This is a genomic window from Aliivibrio sp. 1S175 (assembly GCF_001690985.1).
Classification (GTDB): domain Bacteria; phylum Pseudomonadota; class Gammaproteobacteria; order Enterobacterales; family Vibrionaceae; genus Aliivibrio.
On record NZ_MAJS01000079.1, the window covers coordinates 363,493 to 388,596 of the forward strand.

General features: G+C 39.4%; 22 protein-coding genes and 1 other RNA gene. 14 read left to right on the forward strand and 9 right to left on the reverse strand.

Features of this window, described 5'->3' with window-relative positions; translation table 11 throughout:
- Nucleotides 1-34 precede the first annotated feature (34 nt).
- The 6 genes from A6E06_RS16875 to A6E06_RS16900 all read left to right on the forward strand — a co-directional run bounded on the left by A6E06_RS16875 (nt 35) and on the right by A6E06_RS16900 (nt 8,277).
- Nucleotides 35-664 (forward strand): magnesium transporter, encoded by a 630-nt coding sequence (locus tag A6E06_RS16875; protein WP_065593953.1) that lies wholly within the window; start codon nt 35-37, stop codon nt 662-664.
- 209 nt (nt 665-873) lie between these two features.
- A complete protein-coding gene (sigZ, locus tag A6E06_RS16880; protein WP_065593952.1) occupies nt 874-1,422 on the forward strand; it encodes an RNA polymerase sigma factor SigZ in 549 nt (182 codons plus the stop codon).
- Nucleotides 1,423-1,578: 156 nt separating this feature from the next.
- Nucleotides 1,579-3,177, forward strand: a complete 1,599-nt coding sequence (gene gshA / locus A6E06_RS16885; protein WP_065593951.1) for a glutamate--cysteine ligase — start codon at nt 1,579-1,581, stop codon at nt 3,175-3,177.
- 4 nt (nt 3,178-3,181) lie between these two features.
- Nucleotides 3,182-4,981 carry an ABC transporter ATP-binding protein gene (locus tag A6E06_RS16890; protein ID WP_065593950.1) on the forward strand — a complete coding sequence of 600 codons (1,800 nt, stop codon included), beginning with the start codon at nt 3,182-3,184 and terminating at the stop codon, nt 4,979-4,981.
- Nucleotides 4,974-6,791: an ABC transporter ATP-binding protein gene (locus A6E06_RS16895; protein ID WP_065593949.1), complete on the forward strand. Its 1,818-nt coding sequence runs from the start codon at nt 4,974-4,976 to the stop codon at nt 6,789-6,791. Before A6E06_RS16890 ends, A6E06_RS16895 begins: the two co-directional genes overlap by 8 nt.
- Nucleotides 6,792-6,816: 25 nt before the next feature.
- Nucleotides 6,817-8,277 (forward strand): glutathione synthase, encoded by a 1,461-nt coding sequence (locus tag A6E06_RS16900; RefSeq protein ID WP_065593948.1) that lies wholly within the window; start codon nt 6,817-6,819, stop codon nt 8,275-8,277.
- 89 nt (nt 8,278-8,366) lie between these two features.
- Here A6E06_RS16900 and A6E06_RS16905 read toward each other — a convergent pair whose 3' ends face one another.
- The 3 genes from A6E06_RS16905 to smpB all read right to left on the reverse strand — a co-directional run bounded on the left by A6E06_RS16905 (nt 8,367) and on the right by smpB (nt 10,220).
- A complete protein-coding gene (locus A6E06_RS16905; protein WP_065593947.1) occupies nt 8,367-8,906 on the reverse strand; it encodes a DUF3332 domain-containing protein in 540 nt (179 codons plus the stop codon).
- A gap of 388 nt (nt 8,907-9,294) precedes the next feature.
- Nucleotides 9,295-9,661, reverse strand: a transfer-messenger RNA (tmRNA) gene (gene ssrA / locus A6E06_RS16910).
- A 73-nt stretch (nt 9,662-9,734) separates the two neighbouring features.
- Nucleotides 9,735-10,220, reverse strand: coding sequence for an SsrA-binding protein SmpB (smpB, locus tag A6E06_RS16915; protein ID WP_012550958.1), 486 nt, complete (start codon nt 10,218-10,220; stop codon nt 9,735-9,737).
- A 99-nt stretch (nt 10,221-10,319) separates the two neighbouring features.
- On the opposite strand from smpB, the gene A6E06_RS16920 reads away from it, so the two are divergent.
- Entirely contained in the window at nt 10,320-10,760 is a 441-nt protein-coding gene (locus A6E06_RS16920; protein WP_065593946.1) for an SRPBCC family protein, read from the forward strand.
- Nucleotides 10,744-11,055: an RnfH family protein gene (locus A6E06_RS16925; protein WP_065593945.1), complete on the forward strand. Its 312-nt coding sequence runs from the start codon at nt 10,744-10,746 to the stop codon at nt 11,053-11,055. Before A6E06_RS16920 ends, A6E06_RS16925 begins: the two co-directional genes overlap by 17 nt.
- Nucleotides 11,056-11,131: 76 nt before the next feature.
- Here A6E06_RS16925 and bamE read toward each other — a convergent pair whose 3' ends face one another.
- The 3 genes from bamE to nadK all read right to left on the reverse strand — a co-directional run bounded on the left by bamE (nt 11,132) and on the right by nadK (nt 14,380).
- Entirely contained in the window at nt 11,132-11,488 is a 357-nt protein-coding gene (gene bamE / locus A6E06_RS16930) for an outer membrane protein assembly factor BamE (protein ID WP_065593944.1), read from the reverse strand.
- 214 nt (nt 11,489-11,702) lie between these two features.
- Nucleotides 11,703-13,370, reverse strand: coding sequence for a DNA repair protein RecN (recN, locus tag A6E06_RS16935; protein WP_065593943.1), 1,668 nt, complete (start codon nt 13,368-13,370; stop codon nt 11,703-11,705).
- Nucleotides 13,371-13,495: 125 nt separating this feature from the next.
- Nucleotides 13,496-14,380, reverse strand: coding sequence for an NAD(+) kinase (gene nadK, locus A6E06_RS16940; protein WP_065593942.1), 885 nt, complete (start codon nt 14,378-14,380; stop codon nt 13,496-13,498).
- A 176-nt stretch (nt 14,381-14,556) separates the two neighbouring features.
- Here nadK and grpE point away from each other — a divergent pair, with 176 nt between their 5' ends.
- From grpE to A6E06_RS16965, 5 genes are all read left to right on the forward strand, one after another.
- Nucleotides 14,557-15,141 carry a nucleotide exchange factor GrpE gene (grpE, locus tag A6E06_RS16945; protein ID WP_065593941.1) on the forward strand — a complete coding sequence of 195 codons (585 nt, stop codon included), beginning with the start codon at nt 14,557-14,559 and terminating at the stop codon, nt 15,139-15,141.
- Between the two features lie 218 nt (nt 15,142-15,359).
- Nucleotides 15,360-16,319 carry a hypothetical protein gene (locus tag A6E06_RS16950; protein WP_065593940.1) on the forward strand — a complete coding sequence of 320 codons (960 nt, stop codon included), beginning with the start codon at nt 15,360-15,362 and terminating at the stop codon, nt 16,317-16,319.
- A gap of 219 nt (nt 16,320-16,538) precedes the next feature.
- A complete protein-coding gene (dnaK, locus tag A6E06_RS16955) occupies nt 16,539-18,440 on the forward strand; it encodes a molecular chaperone DnaK (protein WP_012550950.1) in 1,902 nt (633 codons plus the stop codon).
- A 442-nt stretch (nt 18,441-18,882) separates the two neighbouring features.
- Complete coding sequence (gene dnaJ / locus A6E06_RS16960) at nt 18,883-20,028, forward strand: molecular chaperone DnaJ (protein ID WP_065594244.1); 1,146 nt, start codon at nt 18,883-18,885, stop codon at nt 20,026-20,028.
- 254 nt (nt 20,029-20,282) lie between these two features.
- Complete coding sequence (locus A6E06_RS16965; protein ID WP_255312107.1) at nt 20,283-21,302, forward strand: DUF3541 domain-containing protein; 1,020 nt, start codon at nt 20,283-20,285, stop codon at nt 21,300-21,302.
- An 86-nt stretch (nt 21,303-21,388) separates the two neighbouring features.
- Here the strand turns inward: A6E06_RS16965 and A6E06_RS16970 are convergent, their stop codons facing one another.
- The 3 genes from A6E06_RS16970 to rdgC all read right to left on the reverse strand — a co-directional run bounded on the left by A6E06_RS16970 (nt 21,389) and on the right by rdgC (nt 24,171).
- Nucleotides 21,389-21,643 (reverse strand): YfhL family 4Fe-4S dicluster ferredoxin, encoded by a 255-nt coding sequence (locus tag A6E06_RS16970; protein WP_065593938.1) that lies wholly within the window; start codon nt 21,641-21,643, stop codon nt 21,389-21,391.
- Nucleotides 21,643-23,034, reverse strand: a complete 1,392-nt coding sequence (gene yegQ / locus A6E06_RS16975; RefSeq protein ID WP_065593937.1) for a tRNA 5-hydroxyuridine modification protein YegQ — start codon at nt 23,032-23,034, stop codon at nt 21,643-21,645. The genes A6E06_RS16970 and yegQ overlap by 1 nt, the downstream gene beginning before the upstream one ends.
- 225 nt (nt 23,035-23,259) lie before the next feature.
- Nucleotides 23,260-24,171: a recombination-associated protein RdgC gene (gene rdgC, locus A6E06_RS16980; RefSeq protein WP_176713301.1), complete on the reverse strand. Its 912-nt coding sequence runs from the start codon at nt 24,169-24,171 to the stop codon at nt 23,260-23,262.
- A gap of 213 nt (nt 24,172-24,384) precedes the next feature.
- Here rdgC and phoB point away from each other — a divergent pair, with 213 nt between their 5' ends.
- Entirely contained in the window at nt 24,385-25,077 is a 693-nt protein-coding gene (gene phoB, locus A6E06_RS16985; protein WP_065593935.1) for a phosphate regulon transcriptional regulator PhoB, read from the forward strand.
- The last annotated feature ends 27 nt before the right edge of the window (nt 25,078-25,104 follow it).

Here is a 25,104-nt window from a genome sequence, read left to right on the forward strand (position 1 = left end):
GAGGGTGATATGTCTTCAGATCTGGAGACGTATTATGGAATTTGTACAACAAAAAACAGACACCGAACATATTAAAACATCAGAAAATATGCATAAAGGTTCTGGTGTTGAAGATAGTAATATCAGCATAAAAAATGCATCAATTGGCGTGCTTTATAAGAAGCGCGTATTTTGGTTAGTACTGCTTGTTTTTGGTAATGTATTCTCAGGGGCAGGTATCGCTTACTTTGAAGAGATCATTACCTCTTATGTTACGTTGGTTTTTTTCTTACCTTTATTAATTGATAGCGGTGGTAACGCCGGATCTCAATCTGCAACCTTAATGGTTCGAGCGTTAGCTACCGGTGATATAAAACCAAATGACTGGGGTAAAATGCTTGGCAGAGAAGTATTTGTCGCTCTAGGGCTTGGTTTGAGTATGGCTGCTGCCGTTTACCTTTTAGGTTTATATCGCGGTGGCTATGAGGTTGCGATGGTGGTTGGCTTAAGCATGATAGCGATTGTGCTTATAGGTAGCTTAATTGGCACTATACTTCCTTTTGGTTTACATAAGCTCAATTTAGATCCCGCTTCTGCGAGTGCCCCAATGATTACCTCTATCGCTGATATTTCCGGCGTATTAATTTATTTTGCTATTGCTTCTGCGGTATTAGAGATAGGCTAACCACTCTCTTATTTAAAAATATTCGCTCATTGATGAATGGATTAAGACGTTAAAAAGCCCAATATCACTTTTGATGTTGGGCTTTTTTCCTATATAAGGTGTTATCGATTACAATGAGCTATCGGTAAGTATTTTATTTTGTATCAGTTCTAAAATTTGATTTTTCCTTTAGTGGTTAAACATATTCACTTATTTGAGGTTCCGTTTTTATGTTGTCTGAATGGCAAAATCACAAAGTGCAATTGCGTAGTTATGTGTACAAACGAGTGGATGATGCAAGTGCGGTAGATGACATACTTCAAGATGTATATATAAAAGCCAGCAGCAATTTACATCAATTAAAATCTCAAGGTAGCTTGAAAGGATGGTTATATAAAATTGCCTACAACACGATCATGGATTTTTATCGTGATAAGTTGCCGTATGATGAGTTACCGGAAGATTTAGTCGCAGAAGATGAAGATACTGTAGAGGAAGCTCGTAAAGAATTGGCCGAATGTATACGCCCTTTAATTGATGACCTCCCAGAAAAATACAGTATTCCTTTGCGTTTAGCTGAACTAGAAGGCGTTCCTCAACAAGAGATAGCTGATAAGTTAGGGTTATCCTTGTCGGGGGCAAAAAGTCGAATTCAACGAGGTCGTGCTAAATTTCGCGAAAACTTAATGACCTGTTGTGATTTTGAACTCAATGATGGAGGAGCTGTCACTGGCTACTCTTCTAAAAAAGGAAAAAGTTGTTCTTCGCAATTAAAATAATACGGCTCCTTTCCTAAAAAGAAACGGTAAATAGTCACTCTATTTTCCGTTTCTTTTATCCACTCTTTTTTATTCCTATTATTTGAAAAAATTTTGCGTCTTTTCTTCAGCTTCTGCGTCTTTGATCCGTTAAAACTATTTTTATGAAGATCATAAATGAAAAATACTGATGTGAAATACCTAGAATCTAATACGCTTTCTTTTTTAAATAACGAAAATGCCATGAGTACTTTGCATGACATTCGACGTGGAATTGAAAGAGAGTTGATCCGCACTACGCCTGAAAACCATATTTCAAACTTATCTCATCCAGAAGAATTGGGTTCGGCTTTAACGCACCCTTACATAACCACTGATTTTGCAGAAGCGCAATTAGAGTTAGTCACCCCAGCAATGACAGAAAGAAAGGCGACGTTTGATTCGTTGGCTTCTTTGCATCATTTTGTCGCGACTCAGTTGAGTGAAGATGAAATCATGTGGGGGGCAAGTATGCCACCTGAACTGCCAAGTGATGATGAGATTAAGATTGCCGCGTATGGGTCATCGAACGCTGGGCAACATAAGGTGCGTTATCGTGAAGGGTTGGCAAACCGTTATGGAAAAAGAATGCAGTTAATTTCAGGTATTCATTATAACTTTTCATTCCCCGATTCATTTTGGGCAACGTTACACGCACACCTCGGCAGTGAATTGTCATTAAACGATTTTATTTCAGAACGTTATTTTCACTTGATCCGTAATGTTCTACGTAACGGTTGGATTATCCCTTATTTATTTGGTGCATCGCCAGCGGTAGACAAAAGCTACTTAGTCAATCAAGAACATCCTTTAGCGCTTTTTGATGAAGATACCTATTATTTGCCATGGGCGACCTCGCTACGTTTAAGTAATATGGGCTATAGCAGTAATGAGCAGTCTCTTTACCCAACGAGTTTTAATAGTAAACAAGAATATTTAACTGATTTATGTCATGCATTAACAACACCAAGCGCACGTTATGCTCACCTAAATGCCGATCAGCAATTAAATGGGTCCGTCTTACAATTAGAAAATGAATTGTATGGTTCAGTAAGACCTAAAATCGTTAATGATCAATTGCGTCCTTTATATGCAATGTGCCATCACGGCATTCAATACATTGAATTACGCAGTCTGGATAATAATCCACTATTACCATTAGGGATCAATGAAGAACAAAGTCATTTTCTAGATGCATTTCTTACCTATAACGCCTTAGCACCAAGCCCAGAATTAACCGATGATGAGCGAGTATTAATTGCCCGTCGTCAAGAGTTAGTAGCAACAGAAGGGCGAAAACATGGGCTATTATTACCAACGTTAGAAGGAGATATTAAGCTTAAAGATCTTGGTTCTGAATTACTTGATGCAATGATACCTGTTGCGACGTGGCTAGATAATGCGTTTGCTACACAAGAGCATAAGCAAGGTATTGAACGTGAACAGGCTAAGTTTGTAGATAGTAATTTAACGCCATCAGCACAACTGCTAGCAATGATGAAAGAGGAAAAACTCTCATACAAACGAGCAACACAGAGACTCTCAAAAGTTCATTTTAAACAGCATCAAGATACTAAGATTGATGACGAGGAAATGGATAATTTAACTCGTTTAGTGACTGAGTCTTTAGTTAAACAACAACAAATTGAAGCACAGCAAGATATAAGTTTTGATGCGTTTATTCAGAGAAAAAATTATTTACAGTGTGACTGTGAAATAGAAGAGGCGGTAGCGTAATTTAATGAATATTTTGTGGAAATTGCGCGGCTACATCAAGATGTTTTCACGCCAATACATTATCGCTATTATCGCATTACAAGTGGTGGCACTACTCAGTCTAATACCGTCTTGGTTAATTGGGCGGATCATCGATAGTATCAGTGCTAACCAATTAACCATGGCGTATTTATTGTTTCATATTGGTGGCATCGCTCTCTCTGCGATTGCTATGTATGGCTTACGTTATGTATGGCAAAGTCAATTGTATGGGGCTTCTATTGCTATTGCGAAAGTGCTGCGTCGAGACTTATTTAAAAAGTTTTCAAGGTTGTCACCGTCATTTTATTCTCGTCGAAGTACGGGTGATTTAATGGCTCATGCCACTAATGATTTGAATGCGGTTGAAGAGGCAACAGGAATGGGGGTTATGACCTTAGTCGATTCCTTTATCGCCGGTTTGACTGTTATTTTTGGCATGATATTCATTGTGAGTGGTGAGCTTACTGCTGTTGCACTATTACCGTTTCCGTTATTGGTTTATATCACTAAACATTATGGTACTAATCTGCATAAAACATTTGGTCGCGCGCAAGCAAGTTTCGCTCATTTAAATGAAGAAGCGCGTGAAACTGTTTCTGGTATTCGTGCCGTTCGCTCTCATGATATTGGGCAGCGTCAAGAGCAGCGCTTTGGTAAAACACTGGATGAAACATTAGAAGCAAATTTTGCCGTTGCGAAAGTGGATGCTGCCTTTGCACCCACCATTCAACTTATTTACGGCTTATCATTTGTTATTTCATTGGCTTATGGCGCATGGTTAATTAGCCATGGTCAAATCTCGATCGGGTTGTTTACTACGTTTACGTTATACCTTGGGCAGTTATTAGGACCATTTCTGCAATTTGGTTGGCAGTTTAATGTTTTCCAACGCGGAAGTACGTCGTGGAAACGCTTAGAGGCACTTTTTTCAGAAAAAGAAGAAGTGGTTGAAGGCACCGTTACATTACCAACTGATGCGAAAGCAACAGTAGACATAAATATAGTGTCATTCTCTTACCAAAATGCGAACCGTCGAGCATTAGAACACATTAATATGAAGGTGGATGAAGGTGGTTTTGTTGGTATAACCGGACCAACCGGTAGTGGTAAGAGTACCTTACTACAATTGATCCTAAGACAGTTCGAGTTACAAAACTCATCAAGTATAAGTATTGATGGGCATCCTGTTGGATCATTAACGTTTCATTCATTACGCAGCAAGATGGCGTGGGTTCCGCAAAAGCCATTTCTTTTTTCAGGCTCTATTGCTGAAAATATCGCATTGGCCAAACCGGATGCAACAGAAGAGCAAATTAAACACGTTGCAGAGATGGCGGGAATTAAAAGCGAAATTGATGCGATGCCTGATGGGTTTAATACTCAACTACGAGAAGGAGGAAGTAATCTTTCTGGTGGGCAACGTCAGCGATTAACACTGGCAAGAGCTTTACTATCTGATGCGGATATTCTGTTGTTGGATGATCCATTCAGTGCGTTAGACATTAAAACTGAAGTGATTGTTCGTCGAAATCTAAAGGCAAATTACAGTCATAAAACCATGTTATTAGTAACTCAACGTTTACCTAATTTAATCGAAGCAGATCGGATCTTTGTATTAAATGAAGGGCAAATTGAAGAGCAAGGGTCACATCATGATCTATTGGCTAATCAAGGTTGGTATTCAATGGTTTACCAACGACAAAGTCAGCTAAACACCGTTATTGAAGATATCCCAAGTGAGAGTATTCAAGGGTCAAAATCAGAGGGGGGATCTCATGCGTGAAGACAATGCACAACAGCCTAGTGATACCTTCTTATTTAAGCGCTTATTAGCCTACTCTTTACCTCATAAAGCACGGTTCATTGTCGCCTTTATGATGCTAACGGTTGCGATAAGTGCTGAAATGGCGACTCCATGGCTAGCAAAGATTATCCTTGATGAGGTAATCGTACCGCAACAGTTTGAGTGGCCCCATCTGATTGGTCTTGTTAGTTTGGTGATGTTGTTTTATGTGATCTCGGCGTTATTTACGTATTTGCAAGCCGTATCATTCCGTCATAGTGCCTTGTTGGTGATTAATGATGTGAGAAAACAGCTGTTTAATCATGTGTTGAATTTCTCAATCAGCAGCTTTGATAAATTATCTGCCGGTAAATTGGTTTCTTATATTACCAATGATACGGAATCGATGCGTGATATGTTTGTTTCAACGATCCCTACGGTCATTCAAGGCAGCTTACGCATCATTGCGATATTTATTGCGATAGCGATTTTGGATTGGCGCTTGATGCTATTGAGCTTGGTATTGATCCCGATATTACTGACAACAATGCATTTGTATCGAAAAATCTCAATGCCAGTGTTTAATGGGATTAGAGAGCAGATCAGCAATATCAATGGACGGATTAATGAATCGCTACAAGGAATGGCGCTGATCCAAGCGTTTAATCAAGAAAAAGCATTTAAAGAAAAATTTGAGCAAGAAAACCAACGGTGGTTTGAGTTTAGAACCAAATCAATCGCGATTGATAGTTTCATGCTGATCCCATTAACCCGTTTAGTGTCGAATCTAACGGCTGCAGGAATTGTGGCATGGTTCGCTTATGGGTCATTAACTACCGCGGTTGAAGTGGGTACGTTATACGCATTTTTGAACTACATCGAACGTTTCTTTGACCCGTTCCGTCAACTTTCAATGGAGCTACGTAAATTGCAGGTAGCAACGGTTGCATCAAAACGTGTATTTGAGTTATTGGATGAGCAATCAGAGCAGAACCGATATCCAACAAAATGTGTTGAGATGTCAGCGCCGTATGACATTGAGTTTCGTCATGTTGACCTAAACTATGACGAAGCGAATTTGGTCTTATCTGATGTGAATTTTGTCGCTAAAGGCGGTCAGTTTACAGCGATAGTTGGCCATACTGGTAGTGGTAAAAGCTCGGTGATTAATTTGCTGATGCGATTCTATCAACAGCAACAAGGCTCTATTTTAATTGGAGGCCAGCCGATTGAATCTTTACCTGAAGTCCAATTACGTAAATTATTTGGTTTGGTTTCTCAAGATCCAACGATTTTTAGTGGTTCAATAAAAGAAAATATCGATTTATCTCATGATAGGCCAAACGAAGAAAAAGTGATGTTAGCGGCGCAACAAGTTAACGCTGATCACTTTATTAAACGTCTTACTGATGGCTATGATTATCATCCTGGTCACGGTGGTGGTTCGTTTTCTGTAGGAGAGCGACAATTGTTAGCTCTCGCTCGCGCCTTGTCACATGACCCAAGTGTTTTTCTTTTAGATGAGGCAACGGCCAACATTGATAGTGAGACGGAAGAGACAGTAAAAGTCGCATTAGAAAATATTCGAGATGGGAAAACGGTCATTATGGTCGCTCATCGATTATCAACTATTAAAAACGCCGATCAAATATTAGTAATGAACAAAGGAAAAGTGGTTCAAAGTGGCAGCCATGATGAACTTATTGTGCAAGCTGGAGATTATCGAGAGTTGTATTTAACACAAAAAGCACAAGAAGAAGATGAACATCAGAGCAGCACACTTGGTTTAGCTAGCATTACCGCTGCTTGAATTATTGAATTTAAGAGTAATTAAAATGAATACAGAAAAAAAACCGTTTGTTTCTCAACAAATAATTGAAGACGCTTGTGAGTGGGCTATTATGCATGGTGTGGCTTTTCGACAAGCAGATAATACGGCAAGGCATTGTCCATTTAGTATCGCACCAATGACCATTGAGCGTGATGTATATAATCACTTACTCATGGTGACTCCACTGATCACTAAGTTGATTAATAACGTCTCTGAAGATCATGAATTTCTTCAAGCTTCATTAAGCAGCATGGCGAAAGCCGATCCGTTTTTTGGCTTGTTAATGTCATTGCATCAACAATTACATGGTGATGCTGGCAATAAACTTGTCGCAGAGCGTCAGCCATTATTATTGATGCGTACCGATTTTATGGATGACCGTCAGCACGGCGCAAAAGTAATTGAATTTAATGGAATTGCAGCAGGGATGGGGCCGTTTGGGCAGCGAGCAGCTGAGTTCCACTCTTTTATGAAGCACCAATGGCCAGAAACGTATAATCAATGGATTGAAGACCCTTCCGCTATTTCTGCAGATAACCACGGTTTGGAGCAATTGGCCTATGGTATTGCAACTACTGCGAGAGCGATTAAAACGGATTTTTCTGACCAAAGTAAACCCACGTTTTTAATGGTGATTCAGAAGAATGAAGATAACGTGTATGACCAACATTTACTTGAAATTGAACTGCAGAAACAAGGAATACGCACGGTAAGACGTACCTTTGAGCAGTTAAGTACTCAGCTTTCTAGTGGCGAAAATAAACGATTGTTACTTGAAAACGTAGGTGCTGTTGATGTTGTTTATTTACGTGCAGGTTATCAATATGAGGATTATTTCGCACCGGAATTAAATGAACCAGTGTGTTGCCATACATTGAGTCAAATTAGACTGTTTATCGAGCAGCATCATGTTGCCGTGAATGCCACGATCAGTCAGCAATTAGCGACCAGTAAATCAATGCAAATGTTATTAACCATGATGCCAGACACTGAATATGCTCGTTGGGGATTAACACTTGAAGAGGCTCAATTAGTTAAAAGTGTACTGGCAGAGATGAAGCCGATTAATACGCAAACTATAGATTGGTTTACGACCGAAGCAGACCAAAATCAATGGGTATTAAAAAACCAAGGAGAAGGTGGTGGTCATTGTATCTTTGGTCAGGATATAGCGAAAAAATTAACTCAGTTAGCACCAGAAGAGTACGATGCATGGGCGTTAATGCAACGCTTGTATCCACATGAGCGAGATGCTCCTACCATTGCAGTACGTGATGGTGAGCAAACGTTAGTGAATGATTTAGTCAGTGAAATTGGATTATTTACTGCGTATTACAATGGTAAGCCGGTAACTGAGCTTAATGGTTATGCGGGGTATTTAATTCGCAGTAAACCTGCCAGTGAAAACGAAGGTGGGATCCACAGCGGTAAAGGCATTTTAGATTCATTGGTGTTAATTGATTAATAAGCTTTATTATTAGTACAAAGCCCAATATCACTCTAATGATATTGGGCTTTTTATCTATTAAATCTATGAGTATATTTAAGTCAGCATTAGGCTTTGGATGCTGCTAGTTCTTGTAGTTGTTCAATTGTAGTTTCCGCAACAAGTACACCATCAATAAAGTAACTTACTTGATTGTCATTTTTTAAACCAAGAAGCGTTGCTTTATCTCCGTTTGAATACGTAATATCCATTTGAATTGTGTTTTCATCGATTTGTTGAAATTCACCTGTTTCATAAGTTCTTTGCAGGGTGATAGGGGCTACAGGTGCTGTTTTTAATGAGTCATCTAAATCGTCATTAATATTTATCATGGTCTCTGTTTTACTATCAAAAATGTGTGGAGATCCATTAATTGGGTTTTTCCCCGTCCAGAATTCAAGCGAATTAAAAACGATATAATCGGCGGCGGTTGTAATTGCATAAACGGGTGATAATAAAAAGTTCACTCCTGCTCGAGCGTATCGGTTATCTACGACTTCAACGTTGAATTGCATTAGCTTTCCTGTCACTGCCATGCTACCAACACATCCAGATAAACTGATGGCCACAGCAGTCATTGCCACAACTTTAATAAATGTTTTTTTCATGTTCCCTCACTTGGCATTAAGCATTTTACTAGAACTATTAACATAGTTGGGAACTTTAGAATTGGCCTTAAATAGGGTTACTATTTAATGATTTATTTTTATTATGTGCGGTAGTGCAAAAATACGTAGTGAAAAGAGATAAGGGGGATTTGTTGCTATTAAGCAAAGAGGTCGAAGAAAAAATGAGTGATTATCGTATTATTACAGTAACAGATTAGAACCATTACAAAGCCTGTTTATTGTTCAGTTCGGTCACGTTTAGAGTGTTGCTATCATTTCAAATAGACAGTAAATAATCAAACATCGAGCACTTTGCTATGAGTGAACATTTTTTCTTTCAAGTACAAAAAAGCCCAACCTCTTTCGAAGTTGGGCTTTTCCAAACGTTTGGTGGAGCTGGGGGGATTTGAACCCCCGTCCGAGAACCGTTCACCGTTGGCGCTACATGTTTAGTCGATCTTTAATTTCACCGTAAAACTGCGAACCGACACGCTATCTTATGGCTAACCTGAATTATAATTCGAACTTCATCTCTCAGGTGGGAGAGTCCATTCTAGTTCGTTTGGGTTTGATCCCCTGTTATTCCCCGTCTTACAAACGGAAGCTAGGGCAGGAGAGCTCCGAGCAGGTTATTAAGCTGCTAGTGCGTAGTTTTCGTCGTTTGCGACTATTTTTTTGCGGCTTTTTACGTGGCCAACCGCCCCACGACATGCTCCTAGGGTTTCAAAATTCCCGTCGAATCCTGAATCAGCCCCAAAGATTTGGTACTTGATGATACTAACAGAAAAACAGCGTCTGTCTAGTTAGTATCTATCTAACTGGTTGAAATTAACGCAAACTACTCTTCATAATTCGTGCTTTATCTCTGTTCCAGTCTTTTTCTTTTGAATCTGTACGTTTATCGTGCAGTTTTTTACCTTTTGCTACACCAACTTTAATTTTGGCCCAAGAGCGAACCCAATACATAGTTGTAGCAACAAGAGTCATCCCTTCACGGTTTACTCGACCGATAAGGTTATCAATTTCTTTACGGCTCATTAGAAGCTTACGAACACGAGTTGGGTTCGCTACAACGTGAGTCGATGCTGCTTGGAGTGGTGTGATGTTCATACCACTAATGAATATTTCGCCATCACGGACATAAACATAGCTTTCCGCGATATTAACTTTACCAGAACGAAGAGATTTAACTTCCCAGCCTTGGAGTTCAACCCCTGCTTCGATTTCATCTTCAATGAAATATTCGTGGCGAGCTTGCTTGTTCATAGCAATGGTATTACTGCCCGCTTTATCTTTTGATTTTTTCTTTGCCATAATGCCCACATTATACTGATAGAGAAGTGGTTTGACTATATATACTCAAGCTAATTCAAGATGGTATGATGCTTACCTCTATAATGTAAAGGATAATTTATGCCTCAGGTTAGCCGATCTGCATTAGTGCCGTTTAGCGCAAAGCAAATGTACGATTTAGTCAATGATGTTACTTCTTACCCTCAGTTTTTGCCAGGGTGCTCAGGTTCCAAGATTATAGAGCAAACGGAAAACGTAATGGTAGCATCTGTGGATGTTGCAAAAGCCGGCATAAAAAAGACATTTATAACCCAAAATACATTAATTGATTCTGAAATAATTGGGATGAACCTAGTCGATGGACCATTTAAATCTCTTACTGGTGGTTGGCATTTCACTGCGTTGGATGAAACGGCTTGTAAAGTAGAATTGAAACTAGAATTTGAGTTTTCCAGCGCATTGGTAGCGATGGCATTTGGTAAAGTATTTCAAGAACTCACCAGTAATATGGTGAATTCATTTACGCAAAGAGCGAAGCAGGTTTATGTTAGTAATGAATGAAATGATTCATGTTGAAGTGGTTTATGCCTTACCAACGGAACAAATTGTATTTAAATTAGCAGTAAAAGCAGAGCAAACAGTAGAAGAGATAATCAGACAATCTGGGGTATTAGAGCGTTACTCTGAGATAGATTTGGCTATAAATAAGGTTGGCGTATTTAGCCGTAATGTAAAATTAGATGCGACAATAAGAGATAAAGATCGGATTGAAATATATCGGCCTCTACTTGCGGATCCAAAAGAAATTAGACGAAAAAGAGCAGAGCAAGCGAAAAAAGAAGCTCGTAAAAAATAACGTTATTTTAAATTATAAAAAACCGGAAATCGTTTTACGATCTCCGGTTTTTTTGTTTGATAGCTTTGCTATAAAGTTAAAACTTTTCGAAAAAGCTATCACTCATAGGGAATTCACCTTCAAGACTGGTTAAATTACCATTGTCATCAAAGTGAACAATTAAATCCTTTTGGATTGAATCTTCATGGCCATGAGTAAAGAGGTAAATATAATACCAAGTATTTGGGTAGCCTGATTCAACAAGCATTGGAGAACCCATAACAAACTGTACTTGTTGTTTTGTCATACCAAATCGCAGTTTATCGACGGCTTCCTGTTCGACGTAGTTACCTTGGGCAATATCGATTCGATATACCAATGGCTCTAATAGCGAGCAACCACCCAGAAGCCCAACAGCAAGGGGTAGAGCAATGATCCATTTTTTGAATTGCATAATTCGTACAGCTTAGCCTTTAAAATAATTAAACAGATGATAAACAAGCTAGACTAATAAGTAAAAAGGTTAAGCTTGTTATGCTGTGTTTTGACCCTAAATTTTGAATCAAGTTGCATTCTATTCATAATTTAAAAGAAGGATGGAATAAAAACGCCAATATCAAAGACGACATTGGCGTTAATTAAGAGGTGAGATGAGTTACTATGAGTAATTAAGCCGCACTTAGTAACTCTTTTGCATTGGCAAGCGTGTGGTCTGTGATTTGTGTGCCGCCTAACAAACGGGCTAACTCTTCAATGCGCTCTTCTGTACTTAATGCTCGCATTTGAGTTTCCGTTTTACCTGAGTTGCTATTCTTGGTGACAAATAATTGATTATGTCCACAACCAGCCACTTGAGGTAAGTGAGTAACACAAAGAACTTGGGTCGATTCTCCAAGAGTTCGTAGCATTTTACCTACAACCGCGGCAGTTGGACCACTTATCCCTACATCTACTTCATCAAAAATTAAACTTGGGGTTTCTACTTTTTGAGCGGTGATAACTTGAATAGCTAAAGAAATACGTGATAGCTCACCACCAGAAGCAACTTTTGCTATTGGATGCAATGGCTGCCCTGGGTTAGTTGATACTTTAAAGCATAAGGTATCTATCCCAAGCGGTGATATTTTCGTTATGCCATCACTTTCAATTTGAATATCAAAAACGGCTTTTTCCATGCTTAATGTTTGCATGCTTTCTGTGATTTTATTATTTAATTCTTTTGCATAGCGTTGACGGCTTTTTGTTAACTTATATGCGGCGTCTAAAAAATGTTGTTTTAATTCTTCTACTTCTTGTTCTCGTTGTACTCGTTTTTCATCGGAACAATCAAGACGTTCATATTCGGCCAACAGTTGTTGGTGGTGTTCATATAGCTCTTCTGCAAGTACATGATGTTTTTTAGCCATAGACATTACTCGACTAAAACGTTCTTCTACATAAGCAATTTGTGCAGGATCTACATCAATACAATCCAAATAATTTTTAAGTTCATGGTTCGCTTCTTCAACTTGGATCATTGCTTCATTTAGCATTTCAGATAACGGTGCGAGTTGTGGATCTAATTGACCAAGTTGAAGAAGATGATTATTTGCATATTGAAGTAACTGTAATGCATTTACATCATCACTTTCATACAGTATAGAGCTGGCTTGTTGGCAATGCTCCACTAAGTCACCTGAATTAGAAAGACGTTTATGATCTTCTTCTAATTGGGTAAATTCTTCTTCACCTAGCGCTAGCTCATTGAGTTCTTTTATTTGATATTCGATCAGTTGTTTTTGTGCTTCATTTTGAAGGCTGTTTTTAATCATTTGTTTTAATGAATTATCAGCTTGTCGCCATGCTTGGTAACGGCTGCGTGTTTTATTCAATAAAGAGACATGACCAGCGTATTGATCTAGCATATTTAGCTGGTAATCAGGTTTCATTAATTCATGGTGAGCATGTTGGCCATGAATATTAATAAGCAAATGGCCTAATGTTTTTAATTGTGCAGCAGGTACAGGGCTACCATTAATAAAACCACGAGAGCGGCCTTCTTTGGTGATTACGCGGCGTAAAATACACTCATTGCCATCATAGAGCTCATTGTCTTCTAACCAACGTTTGGCATTCAGATTATTTTCTAATGTGAAGAGTACGGTAATCTCTGCTTTTTCTTCTCCTTGGCGAACCATGGAAGCTTCAGCGCGATCGCCTAAACATAGACCAAGAGCATCAATTGCAATCGATTTACCTGCACCTGTCTCACCGGTAATTGTGGTCATGCCTTTGGTTAAATCAAGCTCTAATGATTTTACAATTGCGAAATGAGTAATTTTAATATGTGCCAACATAAGCCATTCTCTGTGAAATTTAAACGCTAAAGTACTGTATAAAGAAACAGTATATACTGTTTCTTTATACAGTAAAGTTTAAATTAACTTTTTGTGAGCGGCTTATGTTTACTAATGACTAGAAACTAAAATAGTTTACTTGACCAACCTAGCTTATTTCTAAGTACATGATAGTAGCTATAATCTTTAGGGTGAATAAGTTTTAACTTACTTGGGCTTTGGAATATATGCACTTCATCACCAGGGCTGACAGGTAATGAGACCTGCCCGTCACAACTCACTTCTAATGCACTACGATTTTCTGGTGAAATGAATAATTTTATGTGACGTTTACCTTCGACAACTAATGGTCGACTTGACAGGGTATGTGGGAACATAGGTACTATCGAGATGGCATTTAGGTTTGGTGATAGGATTGGACCACCACCAGAAAGAGAATAGGCCGTAGATCCTGTTGGGGTTGAAATGATCAGTCCATCAGAACGTTGAGAAAACGCAAAGCTGTCATCAATATAAACTTCAAACTCAATCATGTGAGCTACTTGGCCAGGGTGAAGCACGACTTCATTAAATGCGGTATTGTGGCTTTTAACTTGTCCGTGACGGTGAACCTCAGCTTCGAGTAAAAAACGTTCTTCTTTAACGAATTCACCGTTTAATACAGCTTGTAATGGTTCTTCAAAGTTATCTGGGTCAAGATCAGTTAAAAAGCCAAGATTGCCTCGATTAACACCGATGACTGAAATGTCAAAACGTGATAAAACACGAGCCGCGCCTAGCATATTGCCATCACCACCGACAACAATCGCAAGATCGGCTTGTTCGCCTAATTTTAATAGGTGGTTAAAGCGATCGTCAGGGATGTCAGGTAATGCTTCACGTAAACGGCTATCGATTAATACCGGATAATTTAACCCAGTAAGCCAATTATAGAGTGCTAAATGTGTTTTTACAGCACTTGGGTCTCTTGGTTTACCAATGATTGCGATAACGTTAAAGGCTGTTTTCATATCCACCATCCGTCATGAAATGGGCAACAAATGTTACAATTAGCACTATTATGCTTGAATCGCTTTATTTAGTCCCCATAATAATGACAAAGTTTTAATTTGCTTATAGAGCGATGCCTTGGTTTGTATTAAGATCGTTTTATATAGCTAATCATTAGCATTCTGGAGAAGCAGTAATGAACAACGAAGAAAACAAAGTTAACGAAGAAGCAGTAATGGAAGATCACATTGAAGCCGTTGGTACAGAGGCTGATGTCGAGTGGAATGAATCTGCAGAAGATAACCAAGAAGCAAAAATAGCGGAACTAGAAGCTGCATTACTTGCAAGCCAAGCGCAGCTTAAAGACCAACAAGATGCAGTTTTACGTGCCAAAGCAGAAGAGCAAAACGTTCGTCGTCGTGCTGAAGGCGATATTGATAAAGCGCGTAAATATGCGTTGAAAAAATTCGCAGGTGAACTACTTCCTGTTATCGATAATCTAGAGCGTGCTCTTGAGAATGGCGATAAAGAAAATGAAGCAGCAAAAGCGTTGCTTGAAGGTGTTGAATTAACACTACAAACGTTTATTTCCACGGTTGAAAAGTTTGGTTTAACAGTAATTAATCCTGTTGGAGAAGCATTTAACCCAGAGCTTCACCAAGCGATTGGTATGCAAGCAAGCCCAGATCATGAACCAAATACGGTTATGATTGTGATGCAGAAAGGCTACTCATTAAATGAGCAAGTTCTTCGTCCTGCAATGGTAATGGTTGCTCAATAACCACCATTTTAATTAAATGACAATGAAGTAAGCGAATTCAGCGATGAGTTCGCTTTTTTTTGTCTTTATTTTAAGATAGGCAGTCTTCTTTTCTAGAAAGTGTGTTGTAAATAAGGAATGGGGGTCAAGCTTTTAAATTTTATCACTTTTTCTATCGTTATTTATTTTGTTTTTTACTACATTTTACTCATCATGGATGAATGGTTAGGAACAAATAAATGGAAAAAAAATTGAACATTAAATCTCTTTTAGTTGGCGCGCTTTGTCTTTACACGCCATTAAGTTTTGCTGAGCATGTTGTGGCGTCTGAGACTTATACCTCAATGGCATTAGCAAATGATGCCAAATTATATAATGCACCAGAGACTTCTGCTTGGGCTCGTGGAGCCACTATTGTTCAAGGTATACCTCGTGGAGATGCTGCGCCGTCATATTGGGCTGATGAGATCATTGATAAAAGTATGACCACTTCTGATGCGTGGACGGGAATGACACAATGGTTCACGGTATTTGAGGCGCAGAAAAACACAGCAAAAAATGTTCGAGTTGTTATTGGTGATGCTGATATGTGGTTACTTCAATCGACTGATGGAAGCATGGATCCATTGACGGCTGAATGGGTCAATATTACTGTAAATCGAGCATCCGTCTCTTGGGCTGCCTATTACTCTCACAACATTATTAAATATATTGAAGATGTCCCATATCGCCGTTCTAGTGATGGCTTAAAAGAGTATCAATTGCATCCAGAACATTACCCATTGCATGGTGGAACCAGTAAAGTTGCTATTGATGGTGAAAATGTCCTTGCCGCGTTTGTACGAATGAAAGCATGGTTGGTTCCCGATAAACCACAAGGCAAGCAAGATATTAGTACGGCGAAAGTGTTAATCAGTACGGGAGCAGATTATTACCCAACGGTGAATACGTCGGTTTCTCATGGTGATTTATCTAATGCCAATTATTTACCGGGAGTTGGTGGTAGTCGTTTTCAATATTTAACCACTAAGCCTACTTGGTATTATATGGGAACGGTTGCGGATGAGGGGGTATTGATCGTTGATGATAATAGTCCGTATATTAAGGCTGGTGGAAAAACGTATTTAACAAAAGAAGAGTGGCAACAAAATCCACCGCCAATTGATTTTGACGTGATGAACGACAAAGGTGCTAACTAAGTTAATATAGTTAAAGAGTATTCTGGAAGATAAGCCTGGCATGATTGTTAGGCTTTTTTTTGCTTAGATGGAAATAAAATTGATTTTTTTTTATGATTTCCCTTGAATTGTGATTTCACGCCCTTATTTATTAGTCATAGAATGAATTATGGGATTCAGTCCCAACCTTTACTCAAGTTGTTTTGAGTAAATTTACATAGATAAATTGGAGATAACCTGATGGGTAAGATCATTGGTATTGACTTAGGTACTACTAACTCTTGTGTTGCTGTTCTAGATGGCGATACGCCACGTATTTTAGAGAATGCAGAAGGCGAACGCACGACTGCATCGGTAGTTGCATACACTGATGGCGAAACTCTTGTAGGTCAGCCAGCGAAGCGTCAAGCAATTACTAACCCACAAAATACATTATTTGCGATTAAGCGTCTGATCGGTCGTCGTTTTGAAGACGAAGAAGTTCAACGTGATATCGAAATTATGCCATACAAAATTATCAAAGCTGATAATGGCGATGCATGGGTTGAAGCGCGAGGCCAAAAAATGGCTGCTCCTCAAGTATCTGCTGAAATTCTTAAGAAAATGAAGAAAACAGCTGAAGATTTCCTAGGCGAAGAAGTGACTGGCGCAGTAGTAACTGTTCCTGCTTACTTTAACGATGCTCAACGTCAAGCAACGAAAGATGCTGGTCGTATTGCGGGTCTTGATGTTAAACGTATCATCAACGAACCAACAGCAGCAGCACTAGCTTACGGTCTAGATAAAAAAGGCGGCGATCGCACTATCGCAGTATACGACCTTGGTGGTGGTACATTCGATATTTCTATCATTGAAATCGACAACGTTGATGGCGAGCAAACTTTCGAAGTTCTTGCTACAAACGGCGATACTCACCTAGGTGGTGAAGATTTCGATAACCGTATGATCAATTTCTTAGTTGACGAGTTCAAAAAAGAACAAGGTATTAACCTTAAAACTGATCCACTTGCTATGCAACGTGTTAAAGAAGCAGCAGAAAAAGCGAAGATTGAATTATCTTCAGCTCAACAAACTGACGTAAACCTTCCTTACGTTACTGCTGATGCAACTGGTCCTAAGCACATGAACGTTAAAGTTACTCGTGCAAAACTAGAATCTCTAGTTGAAGACTTAGTGGTTCGTACTCTTGAGCCTCTTAAAGTAGCTCTAGCGGATGCAGATTTATCTGTAAACGAAATCACTGACGTTATCCTAGTTGGTGGCCAAACGCGTATGCCTATGGTTCAAGCTAAAGTTGCTGAATTCTTCGGTAAAGAAGCGCGTCGTGACGTTAACCCTGATGAAGCAGTAGCAATGGGTGCTGCAGTTCAAGGTGGCGTATTGTCTGGTGATGTTAAAGATGTACTTCTTCTAGATGTAACTCCTCTGTCTTTCGGTATCGAAACGATGGGTGGTGTTATGACTAAACTAATCGAGAAGAACACAACTATCCCAACAAAAGCGGATCAAACGTTCTCAACTGCTGAAGACAACCAAAGTGCGGTAACAATCCACGTACTTCAAGGTGAGCGTAAGCAAGCGACATACAACAAATCTCTAGGTCAATTTAACCTAGAAGGTATCCAAGCAGCACCACGTGGCATGCCACAAATCGAAGTAACTTTCGATCTAGATGCTGATGGTATCCTAAACGTATCGGCTAAAGATAAATCGACTGGTAAAGAGCAGAAGATCACTATCCAAGCATCAGGTGGTCTAACTCCTGAAGAAATCGAAGCAATGGTACAAGAAGCAGAAGCAAATAAAGACGCGGACAAAAAGTTCGAAGAATTAGTTGTTGCTCGTAACCAAGCTGACCAAATGATCCACGGTACTAAGAAACAAATTGAAGAAGCAGGCGATGCACTTCCAGCTGACGAGAAAGAAAAAATCGAAGCAGCAATCAAAGCTCTAGAAGACGTTAAGTCAGGCGATGATAAAGAAGTAATCGATGCGAAAACTCAAGAGCTAATGCAAGCAGCACAAAAGCTAATGGAAATCGCTCAACAGAAAGCTCAAGCACAAGGTGCTGACGCAGGTGAGCAACCTAAGCAAGAAGATGATGTAGTAGACGCTGAATTCGAAGAAGTTAAGGATAAATAATTCCTGTCGTTCTAAGCCGCTATTTCGGCGTTAAAAGTACTCATTTACTAACGTAAACTCCGTGCTTTTTCCTTGAACTAGCGACTTATAACTTAATGAATTAATTATCGGTTTCTCGATAGAAAATATATTGCGGGCGTTGGAGTTTTCTCTACCGCCCGCAAGTTTGTAATATCAACCTGAATAAGTAACTATTCAGATATTGCGTAGGAAAAATTGATTAGAACAAGGCATAAATTGTGTTAACTAGTATTCTAATTACATAATTTATAACGAAGTTATAATTAATTTTCACAAGCAAGAATGAGTCGGTACTTGTTTAGGTTGATATATTATTAAGGTCAATCTAGATAATCATTCTCGAACGTTGAACCTGATTATCTAGATTGAACTCATACTGATGGTGTCACTGCCGGCAGTATCAAAAATTGGTGACCAAAGCATGTCTAAACGTGATTTTTATGAAGTATTGGGCGTAAGCCGTGATGCTTCTGAGCGTGATATTAAGAAAGCCTATAAACGTCTAGCGATGAAATTCCACCCTGACCGTAATCAGGGTGATGAAACCGCGCCAGAAAAGTTTAAAGAAGTAAAAGTTGCGTATGAGATCTTAACGGATGCTCAAAAGCGTTCAGCTTACGATCAATACGGTCATGCAGCCTTTGAACAAGGTGGTATGGGCGGTGGCGGCGGCTTTGGCGGCGGTCAAGGTGACTTTGGCGATATCTTTGGTGATGTGTTTGGTGACATCTTTGGTGGCGGCCGTCGTGGCGGTGGTCAACAACGTGCACAACGCGGTTCAGATTTACGTTACAACATGGAACTTACGCTAGAAGAAGCGGTTCGTGGTTGTGACAAAGAAATTGAAGTACCAACACTAGTGTCTTGTGACCCATGTGAAGGAACTGGCGCTAAGAAAGGCACATCTTCTTCAACTTGTAGCACTTGTCATGGTCATGGCCAAGTTCAAATGCGCCAAGGCTTCTTTGCTGTACAGCAGGCGTGTCCTACTTGTCACGGTAAAGGCAAGATCATTAAAGACCCATGTAATTCTTGTCATGGTGAAGGTCGAGTTCAAAAAACTAAAACGCTTAATGTTAAGATCCCATCAGGGGTTGATACTGGTGACCGTATTCGTCTATCTAATGAAGGTGAAGCGGGAGAGCACGGCGCTCCAGCAGGCGATCTATACGTACAAGTTCATGTAAAAGAACACAATATCTTTGATCGTGACGGTAACAACTTATACTGTGAAGTGCCAGTAAGCTTTACGATGGCTGCGTTAGGTGGTGAAGTTGAAGTCCCTACTCTTGATGGCCGTGTAAGCTTGAAAGTGCCTCTAGAAACACAAACGGGCCGTATGTTCCGTATGCGTGGTAAAGGCGTTAAAGGTGTTCGTACTCATAGTGCGGGTGATTTAATCGTTAAATTAATTGTTGAAACTCCAGTTAAATTAACGAAACGCCAAAGAGAGCTGCTTAAAGAGTTCCAAGAATCATTTGATGGGAAAGATGCGAAGAAGCATAATCCGAAATCAGAAGGTTTCTTATCTGGTGTTAAGAATTTCTTTGATGATTTAACGAAATAAATCGTTAAATTTATCAATAGTTATTAAAGCCTAATGATACTTATTTTGTATTGTTAGGCTTTTTTTATATCTCAAACTTTTATTTTTGCTGTTTATTTACACGCCTTTGACGGTATTTTACACTCTTCGTTTATAATCCAACCAACTAGATTTGAGTGTCTATATTTAAGCGAGGATGTATGGAGTTATTCAAAGCAAAATTTTTATTATTAATTACGTTGCTATTGAGTTCAGCGTTCACTAATGCTGAAATTATGGAAGGTGGGAGAACAACGCCCAGTTTTGAGCAAGATGCCGCCTCTATTCGCCATACTTATGAAAGCCAACTCTATACGTTGCCAGCATTTAAAGCGGGTCATTATGGATTACGTATGTATCGTCAAACGATGGACCCTAAATATTCAGCGGCAATTTGGTCTGATATGGCTCGAGTCGCAAGTCGACTTAACCAATTGTCTTCAGAAGTGCACACTCCCAAACAAATTGAGGCTTATTCACAAAAACGGTTAAGCATGTATGTTGATGATACTGATGTTCGCAGCATGTTACGTTACCAAGCAACTAAATCGATGCCAGAGTATTTATATCTTGGTGTTGATCTGCTTGGCTCAATGGCTCGTGCTGATGAATATGGCTTAAAGCATCGTAATGACAAACAGCTGCGAGAAATTATCCGTCGTTATGATTTTAAAAAATACGCGACAGATGACGCGATGATTAAAGCATGGGCAGCACAATTGGCGAATCAAGTTTATTGGTTGCGTCAATTGGGCGAACAAGATGTGGTTGATGATTTTGTAGAAGCATTTAAATTAGCCTATCCAGATGAGAAAGATGCTGCGCTTTCTAAGCAGCAATATGGCAATAAGATCTACGGATTAACTCATATTTTATTAGCGGATTCTAAGTATTATCAACGACCACTGAAAGAATCAGATCATCAATGGATATACGATTATTTACGAAATAATATTGATACGATTTTGGAAAAAACCAAAGAAGACATTATTTCAGAAGTTGGGATCACTTTCTTATTGGCTGGATTAGAGAATGATCCTGTTGTTTATAAAACACAAAAACACATCCAAGATGATATTAATCGCCCAAAAAATATGGTGCCATCAACGACTGAAGGTACAGATTTAACGGATGGTGAACATCGGAATGTATTGGCGATCATGTTACTTGATTGGCAAACACCGCATGAGGCACCAACTATCCAAAATCAACCTAAGATATTTATTGGTAAGCCGTATGGACTGATTAAAAAATAAGAAGAATCAGCGTTAAGATACAAAAATGCCCAATGACATTTAACTGTCATTGGGCATTTTTAGTGAAACAAGAAGAGCAATAAAAACTAGGCGAGACCTTGAAGTGTCACAAATTTTTCTAATAGCTGATCATCCGTTTCTACGTTGTTTGGATCTGAAATTACACAATTATTGATTGGGCAAACAGACTGGCATGTAGGGATATCGTAATGCCCCTTACATTCAGTGCACAGGTCTGGGTTAATCTCGTAGATATTGTCACCCATGCTGATCGCTTCGTTTGGGCACTCAGGCTCGCACATATCACAATTGATGCATTTCTTATTGATCAATAACGCCATTACTTACTGCCGTGTGGATTGCGAGTATCTTCACCCGTGTGCAAGTTACGCATTAATAGACCGTATTCTAAATCTACGTTTGCAGGAACGGGGATAAATACAAAGTGGCCGTTGCCTTTTGCTGAATCAACGGCTTCACTCTTACGGTTTTCCATCATTTCTAGCGTGAAGGTTAAGTTACCTTGTGGCGTCATGATCTCAACTGAATCACCCACTAGGAATTTGTTTTTAACATCAACTTCTGCTAAATCGCCACGACGTTTTCCTGTGAATTCACCAACGAATTGCTGAGAATCAGAGATAGAGTAACCGTAATCGTAGTTTTGGTACGTATCATGTGTATGACGACGTAGGAAGCCTTCAGTGTAGCCACGGTGAGCTAGGCTCTCTAGCGTACCCATTAGGCTTTCATCAAATGGTTTACCTGCAACGGCATCATCAATCGCTTTACGATAAACTTGAGCAGTACGAGCACAGTAGTAGAAAGACTTTGTACGACCTTCGATTTTAAGAGAGTGAACGCCCATCTTCGTTAGACGCTCTACGTGTTGGATAGCACGAAGATCTTTAGAGTTCATGATGTAAGTACCATGCTCGTCTTCAAATGCTGCCATTTTCTCTTCAGGGCGGTGTGCTTCAGAAAGAAGAACGACTTCATCCGTTGGTTTGCCTAAACCTAATGTATTGTCAGGACGTTCGTTTTGAACTTCTACGTCTTGGATCTCAACACCGGTAGGATTAACTTCAACGATTTGACCGTTTTCGTCTTCTTTTGCTTCTTCAGCTTTGTATTCCCAACGACATGCATTAGTACATGTACCTTGGTTAGGATCACGCTTGTTCATGTAACCAGACAACAAGCAGCGACCAGAGTACGCCATGCATAATGCACCGTGTACAAAAATTTCTAGTTCTGTATCAGGACAGTGTTCACGGATCTCTTCAATTTCTTCTAGTGATAATTCACGAGATAAGATCACACGCTCAACACCTTGAGTAGACCAGAATTTCACTGTCGCCCAGTTAACCGCGTTAGCTTGAACTGACAGGTGAATAACAACGTCAGGGAAAGCTTCACGAACCATCATGATTAAACCAGGATCAGACATGATTAAGGCATCTGGGCCCATTGCTACGATAGGGGTTAAATCACGAATAAAGGTTTTTAACTTTGAGTTATGTGGTTGGATATTACATACCACATACAGTTTTTTACCTTGCGCATGCGCTTCGTTAATACCGATCTCTAGGTTTTCATGGTTGAATTCGTTGTTACGAACACGAAGGCTGTAACGTGGTTGGCCTGCATAAACTGCATCTGCACCGTAGGCAAACGCATAACGCATATTTTTAAGGCTGCCAGCTGGCGAAAGTAGTTCTGGTTTAAACATGATTGCTTCCCAATGTTGTATTCTGATCTCAGGTCAGGTCATATCTCATGGATATGAAGGAGGCCGGATTTTACATGGAAAGTGAGGGAAGTGCTAGGGATTAGCAAGATTGAACTTGTATTTTATAAGGGTATTGGTCTAGGAACTATACGCTACGCTAACTAGACACTATAAGAGCGGGTAAGTATATTGCTTTTATAGTATCTAGACGCGAAGCGTATCGTTTTACTCTTTCTCTTCAATGCCACCAAGTGCTTTGAATAGATCAGGCAGTAGAGCATCAAGTTCTGAGCTCATTAACGAGAAATCCGCATCAAAACGAGCGGCTTTATCTTCAAAACCAATGTCTTCATTTTGATCTTTTACATCATCGCTGAATTTTAGGCGTTTTAGAGATAAATCATCCGCAAGAATAAACTCTAAACGGTCTTGCCAAGTTAGTGCTAATTTAGTCACGACTTTGTTGGCATCAATGTGCGCGTGGATTTCATCACACACTAATTCTTGCTGCTTACAACGGATCACGCCGCCATCTTCTAAAATTGCTTTTAGTTCTGCTTCTTCACCCATCTCAAAACCTTGAGGAGTTGTGCCTGTTTTAACCCACTCTGTTAATGCATTTTCAATAGGTTGAGTTGAAGTAAGAGGAACAACAGGTAAGCTACCGATAGATTTACGAAGCAACGCTAATACATCTTCCGCTTTCTTGTAACTGCCCGCATCAACAATAATAAAACCAGATTCAGGCAAGATTAATGCGTAGGTTTGTTGATGCTTGCTGAATGCTCGTGGAAGCAGATCAATCACGATGTCATCTTTGATAGAGTCTTTCTCTTTTTTCTTAAGAGGACGACCTTGTTCCTGTTCCATCGCATCAATTTTAGCGTTCATTGATTCTTTGATTACAGACGCAGGCAACATTTTTTCTTCTTTCTTGGCGCAGATAAGAATATTTTTGCTTGCTACGTGAGTCAGCATATCGCCATGGCGGCCCATTGCAGTTACCCAGCCAAATTTTTGCATGTCTTGGCTGCCACAAGGTGTGAAACGGAAATCGTTCAGTTGTTTTTCAAGTTGCTCAGGATTGAGATCAATCTCTTTAGTAAAACGATAAATTAAACAATTTTTAAACCACATCATGCTGCTGAATTCCTATCTTTTTTAAGTGCGCTTATGATAGGAGATTTTGCCTCATTATGCTTGTAGAGTTTTCGGGATTTTGGGTAATTGTCCATAAGGTTGAAATTCAATGATGAAATTATGAACTTTTCTTTTCAATAGTCACAAAAGTGTCATAATTACCTTTAATAATAGCGGTATAAATTTTGTTGGCTAATTTAGGTAAAAATAATGTCTAGAAGGATACTTGTCGTAGAAGATGAAGCACCAATCCGTGAAATGTTGTGTTTTGTATTAGAGCAGAAAGGATATGAACCCATTGAAGCAGAAGATTATGACACTGCGCTTGGTTTACTTTGCGAACCTTACCCTGATTTAATTTTACTGGATTGGATGTTGCCAGGTGGCTCAGGCATCAACTTGATCAAGCATCTTAAACGTGATGAATTTACCAAAAAAATCCCTGTCGTTATGCTTACTGCTCGTGGTGAAGAAGAAGATAAAGTTCGAGGTCTTGAAGTCGGAGCGGATGACTACATTACAAAACCGTTTTCGCCAAAAGAATTAATGGCTCGTTTAAAAGCAGTTATTCGTCGAGTTTCTCCTACATCAGTTGAAGAACTGATTGATGTTCAAGGTTTAAAATTAGATCCAGTTTCCCATCGTGTTACAGCGAATGATAAAGCGTTAGATATGGGGCCTACTGAGTTTAAAATGCTGCATTTCTTTATGACGCATCAAGAGCGAGTGTATAGCCGTGAGCAGTTATTAAATAATGTGTGGGGCACAAATGTTTATGTCGAAGATCGCACCGTTGATGTTCATATTCGACGCCTCCGTAAAGCATTAGAAATTGAAGGTCATGACCGTTTGGTTCAAACCGTTCGTGGAGCGGGTTACCGTTTCTCAGTACAAGCGTCATAATTATTAATAGTAGCAAAAGGTAAGATA